The following is a 13,026-nucleotide window of genomic DNA, read 5'->3' as shown; positions in this document are numbered from 1 at the left end:
CTGCGCCCTCAGCGCTTGGGCGGGCGCGCGACCGAGTCGCGCACCACCAGCCGGTGCGGCATGACGTGATCGGTCAGCACGCGCGTGTCGTCGCCCTTGCGGCGGATGGTACGCAGCAGGATATCGATGGCGGCGTCGGCCATCGCGGCGATGGGTTGATGGAGGGTGGTGAGCTCGGGCCAGACGGTCGTTGCCGCCGAGGTGTCATCGAAGCCCACGACCGACAGATCGCGGGGCACCTCGAGGCCGCGTCGGTGTGCAACGGAGATGGCCGCCGCGGCCATGTCATCGTTGCTGGCGAAGATGGCCGTGGGCGGCCGACGCTGGGACAGCAGCTTCTCGGTCGCGGCAAGCCCCGAACGGTAGGTGTAATCCCCCTGTTCGACGAGGCCGGGTTCGACCTGCAGCCCTGCCTCCTGCAGGGCGGTGACAAACCCATCGTAGCGACGCGCGCTCGCACTGAGGTCGCTGCGGCCGCAGATGAAGCCGATCCGTCGGTGCCCGTGCTGGATCAGGTGTTCGGCCATCTCCTTGCCCGCGTGGAAGTCGTCGATGCGGACGCAGGAAAGATCGTCTCTCAGGTGCCCCGATGCGATCGCGACCACCGGGATGCCGGCGCTGACCAGTTCGGTGACGGCCGCCTGCGACTCGCACAGCGGCGGCGGCAGGATGACGCCATCCACACGTCCGGCCAAGGCGCGTGCAGCGTTGCGCTCGGCCTCGGGGTCGAAGTTGTCCCAGTAATGGATGACCAGCTGGATGGCCGCGTTGGACGCGACACGCAGCAGGCCCACCAGCAGCTCCCGCAGGTAGGCGCCACTGGGATTGGTGTAGATCAGCGCGATCCGCGTGTGTTGCGCCGCGGCCAGCGAACTCGCGGCCAGGTTGGGCGTGTAGCCCAGTTCGCGCACCGCGCGCATCACCCGTTCGCGCGTGACATCGCGCACCTTGCCTTGGTTGATCGCGCGCGACACGGTCATCGGCGATACCCCGGCCAGGGCAGCCACCTCGTCGATCGTCACGCCACTGGTTTTGCGGCGGACCGATTTCTTCGGCTTGTCCAATGCGTGTTGCCTTTCTTCTTTGTGACGCTGCCGCGAGGCGGGCACCTCCCCAGCTTACAAGGTTTGCTGGCGACGCTGCTGCTGCGCCGGAATGTCGAGCGGTGTCACTGGATGCTGGGTGTCGCCGTGGCGCTTTTCGCCTGCTCGGGCACCGTGCGCGCAGAGGACGGTTACGCCCTATGGCTGCGCTACGCACCGCTGGAACCTGCGCTCGCGGCGGACGACCGGGCACGGCTGGGCGGGGTCGTGGCTCCCGATCAGACCCCGACGCAACGCGCCGCGCGCGAGGAACTTGTGCGTGGCCTCACCGGCCTGCTGGGTCGCGCGCCGCGGATGCAGATCGCGCCAAGCGCAGACCCCACCGTGGTGCTGGGCACCCCGGATTCGTCAGCCGTGATCGCGCCCCTCCGCCAGGAGATTGGCTCACTCGGCGACGATGGCTACCTGCTCAGGCGTGCGCACATCGGCGGGCGCGAGGTGCTGCTGGTGGCCGCGCGCCGGGATATCGGCGTCCTGTATGGCGTGTTCCATCTGCTGCGACTGCTGCAGACCGGCGCGTCACTCGATGCCCTCGAGGTTCGCGAATCACCCCGCCTCCGACTGCGCGTGCTCGACCACTGGGACAACCTGGACGGCTATGTGGAACGCGGCTATGCGGGCCGCTCGCTGTGGGACTGGCAGACCCTGCCGGAGTGGCGGGACCCACGCTATACGGACTATGCGCGTGCCAACGCCTCGCTCGGCATCAACGGCACCGTACTGAACAATGTAAACGCGAGCGCGCAGAGCCTTGCGCCGGCATATCTCATCAAAGCCGCCGCGCTGGCAGACAGGTTCCGCCCGTACGGCATCCGCGTATACCTGAGCGCGCGCTTCAGCGCGCCCATCGAGCTGGGCGGGCTGAAGACCGCCGATCCACTCGACCCGGACGTGCAGCGCTGGTGGCGCGACAAGGCTGACGAGATCTACGCGCGCATTCCGGATTTCGGTGGCTTCCTGGTCAAGGCCAATTCGGAAGGACAGCCCGGACCGCAGGACTATGGCCGTTCGCATGCGGAAGGGGCCAATCTGCTGGCGGACGCGCTGGCACCGCATGGCGGCGTGGTGATGTGGCGCGCCTTCGTCTACGCGCATGAACTGCCCGAGGACCGCGCCACGCAGCCCTACACCGAATTTGCCGGGCTGGACGGTGACTTCCGCCCGAACGTGATCGTGCAGGTAAAGAACGGGCCCATCGACTTCCAGCCGCGGGAGCCGTTCCATCCCCTGTTCGGGGCCATGCCACGCACGCCGCTGATGATGGAGGTCCAGATCACCAAGGAGTATCTCGGCTTCGCCACGCATCTGGTCTACCTGGGGCCGCTGTACGAGGAGGTGCTGCAGTCCGACACCCACGCACGCGGTGCGGGCGCCACGGTCGCGCAGTTTCTGACCGGGATCGCCGGCGTCGCCAACATCGGCAGCGATCGCACCTGGAGTGGGTCGCACTTCGACCAGGCCAACTGGTACGCCTTCGGCCGTCTCGCCTGGAATCCGGCCCAGTCCGCCCGCGACATCGCGGCGGACTGGGCCGCGATGACGTTCGCGCCGGATCCCGAGGTGGTCGTGCCCATCGTCGACATGATGATGGTCTCGCGCGAGGCCGCGGTGAACTACATGACGCCGCTGGGTCTGCACCACCTGATGGCGCGCGGGCACCATTACGGGCCCGGCCCCTGGGTGGACGGCGGTCCGCGCGCGGACTGGACCGCCGTGTACTACCACCGCGCCGACCGCGATGGCATCGGCTTCGATCGCACCGCGAGCGGCAGCAACGCGGTGGCCCAGTACGCCCCCGAGGTGGCCACCGTGTACGGCGACCTGGCGCGGGTGCCGGAGCCGCTGCTGTTGTGGTTCCACCATGTCCCGTGGGATCACCGCATGGCTTCAGGACGACCGTTGTGGGACGAACTGGTGGGGCGTTACTCCCTGGGTGTGCGTCAGGTGGAAGGAATGCAGGCCACCTGGGCAGGCCTCCAGGGCAGGGTGTATGCGCAGCGGCATGCGCAGGTCGCCGCCTTCCTCAGCATCCAGCGGCGCGAAGCGCAGTGGTGGCGCGATGCCAGTGTGGCGTACTTCCAGTCGATCAGCGGCAGGCCCTTGCCTGCGGGCGAAACCGCGCCGCCACACGCGCTGACCTGGTACCAGCGTTTGCAGTTTCCTTCCGCGCCGGGAGACGGGCGATGAGTCGGACACGGGTGATCGTCTGGATGCTGGCGACCGCCGTGGCATGCGCTGGCATGCCGGCGGTGGCACAGGAACCGGCCACACCGCTGCTGCATCCACTGTTCCAGGATCACGCCGTGCTGCAGCGCGACCAGCCGATTCCGGTCTGGGGCCATGCTGCGCCGGGCACCCCGGTTTCCGTGGCGTTCGCACGCCAAACCGTCACCACGCGCGCGGATGCCGGCGGCCAGTGGCGTGCAACGCTGCAGCCCATCCCCGCTGGCGGCCCTCACGACATGACCGTCCGCGCAGGGCAGGCCACCCGGAACGTGCATGACGTGCAGATGGGCGATGTCTGGTTGTGTTCCGGGCAGTCGAACATGGACCTGCCGGTCTGGCGCGCGCTTGATGCAGACAGTGAGATCGCCTCCGCCACGCACCCGACGATTCGCCTGCTCACCGTGCCCAAGGCCGCAGCCGTTACGCCGCAGAGCACGTTCCCGGCGCCGACGGCGTGGAGGCCGGCGTCGCCAGCCGCGGTGCGCGACTTTTCCGCCGCCTGTTACTACTTTGCGCGTGAACTGCAGAAGACCGTCAACGTCCCGATGGGGCTGATCCAGGCGGCGTGGGGCGGCTCGCGGATCGAGGCGTGGACCAGCGCCGACGCGCTGCATACGCAGGGCGGCATGGACCCCGCGCTTGACCTGCTCGCGCTCTACGCAAGCAACCCTGCGGCGGCAACCGCGGGCTGGGGCGAGGTATGGCAGCAGTGGTGGTCGACGCGCGACGGAACCCGGCAAGGCGACACTCCCTGGCAGCCAGGCGCAGACAACACGGCATGGCACACGGCCCCCGCCGCGCTGGGGGCATGGGAGCGTTGGGGCGTGCCGGACCTTGCCGCGTACAACGGCATGGTCTGGTACCGCACCCAGGTCACGCTGACCGCCGCGCAGGCGGCGCAGGGTGCACGGCTTGCGCTGGGCGCCGTCGATGAGACGGACATGACCTGGGTCAACGGCGTGGCGGTGGGCAGCCAGTACGGTGCCGGGGAGGCGCGGCGTTACACACTTCCGGCCGGGCTTTTGAACGCCGGTGAGAACACGGTGGTGATCAACGTACTGGATACCTACGGCGAGGGCGGGCTGTCGGGACCGGCCGACGCTCACGCCGTGCAGCTGGACGACGGCACGCGCATCGTCCTGGACGCACCGTGGCACTACCGGGTGGCGCCCGGCACACAACCACCGCCGGTGGCGCCCTGGCATGCCGCCACCGGTCTGTCGACGCTGTACAACGGCATGATCGCACCGCTCGGCGGCTATGGCCTGCGTGGGATGCTCTGGTACCAAGGCGAGTCGAACACGGCGGACGGTGCCGCTTATGCCAACCAGCTGCGCAGCCTGCGCGATGACTGGCGCAGCCGGTTCGGTGCGCGGTTGCCGTTGCTGGTGGTGCAGTTGGCCGGCTATGGGCAGCCGCCCCAGGCGCCGGTGGAGAGTGGCTGGGCGCAGGTGCGCGAGGCGCAGCGTCGCGTCGCGGCGGAAGACCCGCTTACCGGGCTCGCGGTGGCCATCGACATCGGCGATGCGTACGACATCCACCCGCCCAACAAACAGGAGCTGGGCCGGCGCCTGGCCCGGGTGGCACGTCACGTGGCCTACGGCGAACGGGCGCTGGCACCTTCCGGCCCGACGGTTCGCACCGTGTCGCGCGGGCAGGGCGAAGCAAGGATTGCGTTCGACAATGTCACCGGCACCCTGGTCACGACCGGTGCGAACGGCCCCATAGGATTCGAGCTCTGTGACGCCGATGCACGGCACTGCCGCTATGCCGACGCGGTGCTGGAGGGGCGTGAGGTTGTGCTTTCTTGCGCGGATTGCGCGGAGCCGGCCAGCGGCCGGCACGACCGGAGCGGCGCGTTGCGTGTGCGCTATTGCTGGGCGGACGGTCCGGTCTGCACGCTGCGCGACAGCAGCGGTGCGCCGGCCGGGCCCTTCGAGCTTTCCCTTAACGCTGCGGAGGTTCGCTGATGCGCCTGCTGATGGCCACGGTCGTTCTGCTGTTGTCGGCGACAGTGTCGCCACTGGGCGCTGCGCCTGCGCCTGCGCCGCCGGTTTATTTCGACTGGTTCGACTATTCGGGTCACGACGCGGCCTTTGAAGCACCGCTGCCCGCCGGTCACTACCGCAACCCGATCCTGGCCGGCTTCCATGCGGATCCCAGCATCGTCCGCGCCAACGACCGCTTCTATCTGGTCAATTCGAGCTTCACGTTCTTCCCGGGCATTCCGGTATTCGAGAGCATCGATCTGGTGCACTGGAAACAGATCGGCAACGTGATCGACCGCCCGACGCAGCTGGACTTCGATGGATTGAACGTATCGCGCGGCATCTTCGCGCCGGCTATCGAGTACCACGACGGCATGTTCTATGTGGTCACCACGGCCGTCGACAGTGGCGGCAACTTCATCGCGACCGCGCGCGACCCTGCCGGCCCCTGGTCCGACCCGCACTGGCTGCCCAGCGTGGAGGGCATCGACCCGTCGCTGTTCTTCGACGAAGACGGCGCCGTCTACCTGGTCAACAACGATGTGCCACCCGGTCCGCAGCGCTACGAAGGCCACCGCGCCATCTGGATGCAGCAGATCGATCTGGCTGCGTTCAAGCCGGTGGGGCCGCGCAGGGTGCTCATCGACGGCGGGGTGGAGCCGGCGAAGAACCCGATCTGGATCGAAGGTCCGCATGTCTTCAAGCGCGATGGCTGGTACTACCTTTCCGATGCCGAGGGTGGCACCGGGCCGCAGCATTCCCAGGTGGTCCTGCGCAGCCGCGAGGTCTGGGGACCCTACCTCCCGTATGCGGGCAATCCGATTCTTACCCAGCGCGACCTGCCGGACGACCGGCCGCTGCCGATCACCAACGCCGGCCATGCCGATCTGGTGGAAGGTCCGGACGGGGCCTGGTGGGCGGTGTTCCTGGCCAGTCGCAATTACCAGACGCGCCACTACAACACGGGGCGGGAGACGTATCTGCTGCCCGTGCAATGGCGGGATGGCTGGCCGGTGATCCTGCCGGCCAACCAGGCCATTCCGTACGTGGTCAAGGCGCCGTCGTGGATGCAGGGCGATGCCTCGCAGGCCCCATCAACCGGCAACTTCGTCGATCGCGACGGCTTCGATGCACCGACGCTCGGCATGGGATGGTTGCGGGTACGCGTCCCCAAACAGGCGTGGGCAGACCTGGGCCTGCGTCCGGGTAGCTTGGCCGTGCATCCGTTGCCGGAGAACCTGGATACGCTGCGCAACCCCGCCTTCCTTGGCCGCCGTCAGCAGCATCTGCGCTTCGAGGCCAGCACCGACATGACGCGGCCGGCGACGGGTGTGGCGGCGGGCCTTGCTGCGTTCCAGAGCGAGCGTTACTGGTACTTCCTGGGCGTGCGAAGCCTCGGCGGGGATCGCGTGGCGATCTTCTTGGAAGGGCGCGATGGCAGCGGCGTGACCCGCACCCTGGCCACGCGCACCGCGACGGCGTCCACGTCGCTGCGCCTGAAGATCGCCGGTGACGGGGGCCGCTATGCGTTCGCATTCGACACGGATGATGGGCAGGGCTGGCAGACGCTCGCCGACGACGTGGACGGAACGGTGTTGAGTACGGATCGCGCAGGCGGCTTTGTCGGCGCGCTGCTGGGACCATTCGCGCGCGACGAGCGCGCCTTGAGGAGCAAATGATGACGCGTGCGCCTTACCTCTGCAGTGGCCGTCGTGGCCCCACCTTCCGCACCCTGGTGCTGTGCGCTGCCATGGCAGCGGCGACCGCCGGTCATGCCGCGGAAACCCAGCCGTGGCTGGACACCTCGGCCAGCTTTGAAACCCGCGCCGCCGCGCTGGTGGGGCAGATGACCCTGGAGGAAAAGGCCGCCCAGATGCAGAACGCCGCGCCGGCCATCGAGCGCCTGGGCGTTCCGGCCTACGACTGGTGGAACGAGGGCCTGCACGGTGTGGCGCGGGCAGGACAGGCCACGGTGTTCCCGCAGGCCATCGGGCTGGCCGCCACGTTCGATGTGCCGTTGATGGGGCAGGTGGCCACCACCATCAGCGACGAGGCACGCGCCAAGCATCACCAGTTCGTGCGCGAGGGCTCGCATGGCCGCTACCAGGGCCTGACCTACTGGTCGCCGAACATCAACATCTTCCGCGATCCGCGGTGGGGCCGGGGCCAGGAAACCTACGGCGAAGACCCGTACCTCACCGCGCGCATGGGCGTCGCCTTCGTGCACGGCCTGCAGGGCGACGACCCGGTGTACCGCAAGCTCGACGCCACGGCCAAGCACTTGGCGGTGCACAGTGGTCCCGAAGCGGATCGCCACCACTTCGACGCACGGCCCAGCAAGCGCGACCTGTACGACACCTACCTCCCGGCCTTCGAGGCACTGGTCAAGGAAGGCCAGGTCGACGCGGTGATGGGCGCCTACAACCGGGTGTACGGCGAGTCCGCCAGCGCCAGCAAGTTCCTGCTGCGCGACGTGCTGCGCCGGGACTGGGGCTTCAAGGGCTACGTGGTGTCCGACTGCTGGGCCATCGTCGATATCTGGAAGCATCACAAAATCGTGCCGACCCGCGAGGCCGCCGCGGCGCTGGCGGTCAAGAATGGCACCGAGCTGGAGTGCGGCCAGGAGTACGCCACGCTGCCCGCAGCCGTACGCCAGGGCCTGATCAGCGAGGCGGAGATCGACGACGCGGTGACGCGCCTGTTCACCGCGCGGATGCGGCTGGGCATGTTCGATCCACCCGAGCGCGTCCGCTGGGCGCGGATTCCCGCGTCGGTGAACCAGGCCCCGGCACACGATGCGCTGGCGTTGAAGGCCGCCCAGGCATCGCTGGTGCTGCTGAAGAACGATGGCGTGCTGCCGCTGTCACGCACCCTCAAGCGCATTGCCGTGGTCGGCCCGACTGCCGATGACACCATGGCACTGCTCGGCAACTACTTCGGCACACCGGCGGCACCGGTGACGATCCTGCAGGGCATCCGCGACGCGGCGAAGGGCATCGAGGTGCGCTATGCACGCGGCGTGGATCTGGTCGAAGGACGCGATGATCCCAGCGCGACGCCGCTGATCGAGGCGGCGTATCTGCGACCCTCGGCCGACTCCCCGGAACGCGGCCTGCGCGGCGAGTACTTCCGTACGCCCGATCTGTCCGGGACACCGGCGCTGGTCCGCACCGATGCGCAGATCGGCTTCCGCTGGGACCGCGGCTCGCCGACCGACAACCTGCTGGCCCGCGGTGAAGCGGCGCCGGGGCAGGGCATTCCCAACGATGGCTTCAGCATCCGCTGGCGTGGCCAGCTGCTGCCGCCGGTCTCGGGCCGTTACCGGATCGAGGCGGCCGCCGATGACGGCTTCCGTCTCTACGTGGATGGCAAGCGGGTGCTGGACCATTGGGCCAACAGCGATCGCCTGCGCAGCGACGGGGTGGACCTGGACCTGCGGGCGGGCCGTGCCTATGAACTGACGCTGGAGTACTACGATGCCGAGCGCGACGCCGGCGTGCGGCTGGGTTGGCGCATGCCCGGGGCGAAGCCGCCGTTCGAAGAAGCCGTCGATGCCGCCCGCAGCGCGGATGTGGTGGTGTTCGTCGGCGGCCTGACCGGCGACGTGGAAGGCGAAGAGATGACGGTCAACTATCCGGGCTTCGCCGGCGGCGACCGCACCGACCTGCGCCTGCCCGCCACCCAGCGCGCCCTGCTGGACGCGCTGCACGCCACGGGCACGCCGGTGGTGATGGTGCTGACGGGAGGATCGGCGCTGGCGGTGGAGTGGGCCCAGGCGAACCTGTCCGCGATCCTGATGAGCTGGTATCCCGGGCAACGCGGCGGCACCGCCGTGGGCGAAGCGCTGTTCGGCGACGTCAACCCGGGCGGCCGGCTACCGGTAACGTTCTACAGCGCAGACCAGGTGATGCCCGCATTTGATGATTACGCGATGGAGGGCCGCACCTACCGCTACTTCCGCGGCACGCCGCTGTATCCCTTCGGCTACGGGCTGTCCTATACCCGTTTCGACTACGGCAAGCTGAGCCTCGGCGCATCCCGCATCGCCGACAACGGCGCGCTCAAGGTGCAGGTGGAGGTGGCCAACACCGGCGAGCGTGCGGGCGATGAAGTGGTGCAGCTGTACGTCCGGCGGTTGGCGGCCGGCGCAGGCGATGCGCAACAGACGCTGCGCGGCTTCCAGCGCGTTCATCTGGCGCCGGGCGAGCGGCGCATCGTGGCGTTCGATCTCGAGGCGCAGCAGGCGCTGCGCGAGTACGACGACGCGCGCGGCACCTATGCCGTGCTGCCCGGGGCGTATGAGGTACGGATAGGCGGCTCAAGCGCCGATGCCCGCGTGCGGAGCCGCTTCACCGTGGAGGCGAATCGTGACTGATGCCCGCCACGGGGAGACCCCCGAGCACACGCTGTCCGTCCGGGAGAAGCTGGGCTACAGCCTGGGCGACCTCGCGGCCAACCTGATCTTCCAGACGCTGATCACCTACCTGGCGTTCTTCTATACCGATGTGTACCGGTTGCCGCCCGCCACGGCGGCCACCATCATCTTCGTGATCGGCCTGCTGGGTGCCTTCGTGTTCACCCCGCTGATCGGCATTGCCGCCGACCGCACCGCCAGCCGCTGGGGAAAGTTCCGGCCGTGGATCCTGTGGACGGCGATCCCGTTCGGCGTGCTGTCACTGCTCGCCTTCAGCACGCCGGACCTGGGCGCACAGGGCAAGGTCCTCTATGCAGTGGTGACCTATGGCCTGCTGATGTTCGTGTACGCGGCCAACAACCTGCCGTACTCCGCGCTCAGCGGCGTGCTGACTGGCAGCATGGCCCAGCGCAACAGCCTCTCGGCCTACCGCTTCGTGGCGGTAATGATCGCGCAGTTCATCATCCAGGTGCTGCTGTTGCCGCTGGTATTGATCCTGGGCGACGGCGATCGCGTGCAGGGCTTCGAACGGGTGATGACCGTCTTCGCGGTAGTGGGAACGCTGTTCTTCCTGATCACCTTCGCCACCACGCGCGAGCGCATCGTGCCTGCCAAGGAACAGACGGGCGGGGTGCTGCAGGATCTGACCGACCTGCTGCACAACCGGCCGTGGAAAGTGATGCTGGCTCTCACCGTGCTGGTCTTCATCAACCTGGCCCTGAAGGGCGGCACCTACATCTACTACTTCCAGTACTACATGAGCGAGGCCGCGCTGGCGGGCTTTCTCGATGCTTCCGGTTTCAACCGCTTCATCGGCGGATTGAACGCGACCCTCAACGGATGGGGCCTGTCCGGCTTCACCTGGCCGGAGGATCCGGCGACCTCGGCCTTCAGCCTGTTCAACGCCTGCGGCATCCTCTGCATGATCCTGGGCATCGGGGTCTCCCGGCGCCTGGCCGACGGCTTCGGCAAGCGTGATGTGTTCGGTGGCGCGCTGCTGGTCTCTACCGTGTTCCTGCTGGTGTTCTACCTGTTTCCGCCTACAGCGGTGGGGGTGGCCTTTGGCGCCTTCATGCTGCACGGGTTCTGCTACGGCATCACCATCCCGCTGCTCTGGGCGATGATCGCCGATGTGGCCGATTACTCCGAATGGAAGAACCATCGCCGCGCCACGGCAATCATCTTCTCCGCGATGCTGTGCGGGCTGAAGATCGGGCTCAGCATCGGCGGTGCGCTGGTTGCCGGCATTCTTGCGCACCACGGCTATCAGGCCGGCGCGGAACAACAGCCCCAGGCCGTGGTGGACGGCATCCGCCTGACCGTAAGCATCTACTGCTCCCTGCCGTTCCTGGTCGCGGTCGCGCTGCTCTTCTTCTACAAGATCGACAAGCGCATGGAGACGCGCATCGAGCAGGACCTGCACCTGCGTCGGCAGGGACCCACTCTTGATCAGCTCAAGGCGCATGCCATCTCCCCGCCGCTGGTGACCCACATCTACACGGCCGACCCCTCGGCCCATGTATTCGAAGGGCGCCTGTACATCTATCCGTCGCACGATATCGACGGCGGCGCGCCCTTCGACGACGAGGGTGGCCACTTCCGCATGGAGGATTACCACGTGCTGCGGATGGACTCCCCCGAGGGCGAGGCCACCGATTGCGGCGTGGCGCTGCATGTGCGCGACGTGCCCTGGGCCGCGCAGCAGATGTGGGCACCGGATGCGGCGCACCGCGACGGCCGTTACTACCTGTACTTCCCGGCCAAGGACGCGCAGGGCATGTTCCGCATAGGCGTCGCGGTGGCAGATCACCCCGAGGGCCCGTTCACTGCGGAGCCCGAGCCGATGGAGGGCACGTACTCGATCGACCCGGCCGTGTACGAGGATGATGACGGCACCCATTACCTCTACTTCGGCGGCATATGGGGCGGCCAACTGCAGAAGTACCGGGACAACCGCTTTGATGTGGCGCATGAGGAGCCCACCGGCGACGCGCCGGCACTCGGCCCGCGAGTCGGCCGGTTGGACGCGGGCATGACACGGCTGGCGGAGCCCACGCGCGAGATCGTCATCCTGGACGAGCACGGACAGCCGCTGCGGGCTGACGACCATGCGCGTCGGTTCTTCGAAGGGCCGTGGCTGCACAAATACCAGGGGCGGTACTACCTTTCGTATTCGACCGGCGATACGCATCTGCTGTGCTACGCCATCAGTGACAGCCCATATGGACCGTTCACCTATACCGGCGTGATCCTCAAACCCGTGGTGGGCTGGACCACGCATCACTCCATCTGCGCGTTTGGGGCGCAGTGGTACCTCTTCTATCACGACGCCTTGTTGTCCGGCGGCGTGACCCACCTGCGCTCGGTCAAGTGCACGCCGCTGCAGATGGAGGCGGACGGCAGCATCCGGACGATCGATCCGTATGGCGCTTGAAACCGCATCACCGAAAGACGATGCGCAGGCGCCGTTGCCTGCTGGGCGCCTGTACTGGTTGCGGGCAGGAAGGCTGGAGGTCGCGCTTGCACCGGACGCCGGTGGACGCGTTGCCCAGATGCGGTACGACGGTGTGGACTGGCTGGTGGGCGAGCAGGAGGGTGGGGCAGCTGCGATCGGATGGGGGTGCTATCCGATGGTGCCGTGGGCGGGGCGCCTGCGGCGCGGGCGCTTTGTGTTTGATGGAAACCGATATGCGCTGCCGACGAACTTCGGCGGGCATGCGATCCACGGGGTGGGTTTTTCACGGCCGTGGCAGGTCGACAGTCTCGGGGCGGATAGCGCGACCCTGTCGCTCGAGTTGCCTGAGGATGGGTATTGGCCCTTCGGGGGGCGCGCGACTCAGGTAATCCGTATGCTGGCTGACCGTCTGGAGCTGCGCCTTGCGGTGCAAGCCGGCGACCAGGCGATGCCGGCGACGCTTGGATGGCACCCGTGGTTTCGGAAGCCCGATCAGGTGCTGTTCTCGCCGAGTGCGATGTATCCACGGGACGGGGAGGGCATAGCTGTATTGCCCTGTATTGCTCCCACGCCTGGGCCTTGGGATGACTGCTTCATCAGCCAGGCTGAGGTGACGCTGGTGTCAGGAGACCAGCGGCTGCAGCTGCGGGCGGATACGGATCACTGGGTGGTGTATGACGGTGCTGCGCACGCGACGTGTGTGGAGCCGCAGACCGGGCCGCCTGATGGGTTTACGTTGGCGCCGAAGCGGCTGGAGCCAGGACAGACGCTTGAGCTGAACCTCATGATCGAGTGCGCGAAGGCGTAGAACACGCCCCGCGTGGCCCCGCGATCTGCCAA

Annotated in this window: 7 protein-coding genes and 1 pseudogene; 7 read left to right on the top strand and 1 reads right to left on the bottom strand. The window is 67.8% G+C overall.

All coding sequences use genetic code 11. From position 1 onward, the window contains the following. Window positions 1-8 precede the first annotated feature (8 nt). Window positions 9-1,064 carry a LacI family DNA-binding transcriptional regulator gene (locus ABE546_RS01190; RefSeq protein ID WP_346462363.1) on the bottom strand — a complete coding sequence of 352 codons (1,056 nt, stop codon included), beginning with the start codon at window positions 1,062-1,064 and terminating at the stop codon, window positions 9-11. Between the two features lie 111 nt (window positions 1,065-1,175). Here ABE546_RS01190 and ABE546_RS01185 point away from each other — a divergent pair, with 111 nt between their 5' ends. The 7 genes and pseudogenes from ABE546_RS01185 (at window position 1,176) to ABE546_RS01155 (ending at window position 12,994) form a co-directional block, all read left to right on the top strand. After that, the gene (locus ABE546_RS01185; protein ID WP_346462361.1) at window positions 1,176-3,290 is read left to right on the top strand and encodes an alpha-glucuronidase family glycosyl hydrolase; all 2,115 of its coding nucleotides are present in this window, start codon (window positions 1,176-1,178) and stop codon (window positions 3,288-3,290) included. Beyond that, window positions 3,287-5,299 (top strand): sialate O-acetylesterase, encoded by a 2,013-nt coding sequence (locus tag ABE546_RS01180; RefSeq protein WP_346462359.1) that lies wholly within the window; start codon window positions 3,287-3,289, stop codon window positions 5,297-5,299. Before ABE546_RS01185 ends, ABE546_RS01180 begins: the two co-directional genes overlap by 4 nt. Continuing rightward, a complete protein-coding gene (locus ABE546_RS01175) occupies window positions 5,299-6,996 on the top strand; it encodes a glycoside hydrolase family 43 protein (protein WP_346462357.1) in 1,698 nt (565 codons plus the stop codon). The genes ABE546_RS01180 and ABE546_RS01175 overlap by 1 nt, the downstream gene beginning before the upstream one ends. A gap of 71 nt (window positions 6,997-7,067) precedes the next feature. Beyond that, on the top strand, window positions 7,068-9,692 hold the full coding sequence (locus ABE546_RS01170; protein WP_346462697.1) for a glycoside hydrolase family 3 C-terminal domain-containing protein: 2,625 nt from the start codon (window positions 7,068-7,070) through the stop codon (window positions 9,690-9,692). Next, window positions 9,685-11,166, top strand: a pseudogene (locus ABE546_RS01165) (MFS transporter); the annotation flags it as partial. The gene ABE546_RS01170 and the pseudogene ABE546_RS01165, both read left to right, overlap by 8 nt. A 48-nt stretch (window positions 11,167-11,214) precedes the next feature. Continuing rightward, entirely contained in the window at window positions 11,215-12,165 is a 951-nt protein-coding gene (locus ABE546_RS01160; protein ID WP_346462696.1) for a glycoside hydrolase family 43 protein, read from the top strand. Beyond that, on the top strand, window positions 12,155-12,994 hold the full coding sequence (locus tag ABE546_RS01155; RefSeq protein ID WP_346462355.1) for an aldose epimerase: 840 nt from the start codon (window positions 12,155-12,157) through the stop codon (window positions 12,992-12,994). The genes ABE546_RS01160 and ABE546_RS01155 overlap by 11 nt, the downstream gene beginning before the upstream one ends. Window positions 12,995-13,026 lie beyond the last annotated feature (32 nt).

Origin of the sequence: Stenotrophomonas sp. TWI377, assembly GCF_039674525.1 — a bacterium.
In the GTDB taxonomy this organism is placed as follows: domain Bacteria; phylum Pseudomonadota; class Gammaproteobacteria; order Xanthomonadales; family Xanthomonadaceae; genus Stenotrophomonas.
The sequence above is the reverse complement of the archived record's forward strand: the minus strand, read 5'-3'. Positions and strand labels throughout refer to the sequence as shown.

Bases quoted from the DNA above. Each gene is read 5' to 3' on its own strand.
- ABE546_RS01155 (WP_346462355.1), top strand. From the start codon at position 12,155: ATGGCGCTTGAAACCGCATCACCGAAAGACGATGCGCAGGCGCCGTTG.
- ABE546_RS01185 (WP_346462361.1), top strand. From the start codon at position 1,176: ATGCTGGGTGTCGCCGTGGCGCTTTTCGCCTGCTCGGGCACCGTGCGC.
- ABE546_RS01180 (WP_346462359.1), top strand. From the start codon at position 3,287: ATGAGTCGGACACGGGTGATCGTCTGGATGCTGGCGACCGCCGTGGCA.
- ABE546_RS01175 (WP_346462357.1), top strand. From the start codon at position 5,299: ATGCGCCTGCTGATGGCCACGGTCGTTCTGCTGTTGTCGGCGACAGTG.
- ABE546_RS01170 (WP_346462697.1), top strand. From the start codon at position 7,068: ATGGCAGCGGCGACCGCCGGTCATGCCGCGGAAACCCAGCCGTGGCTG.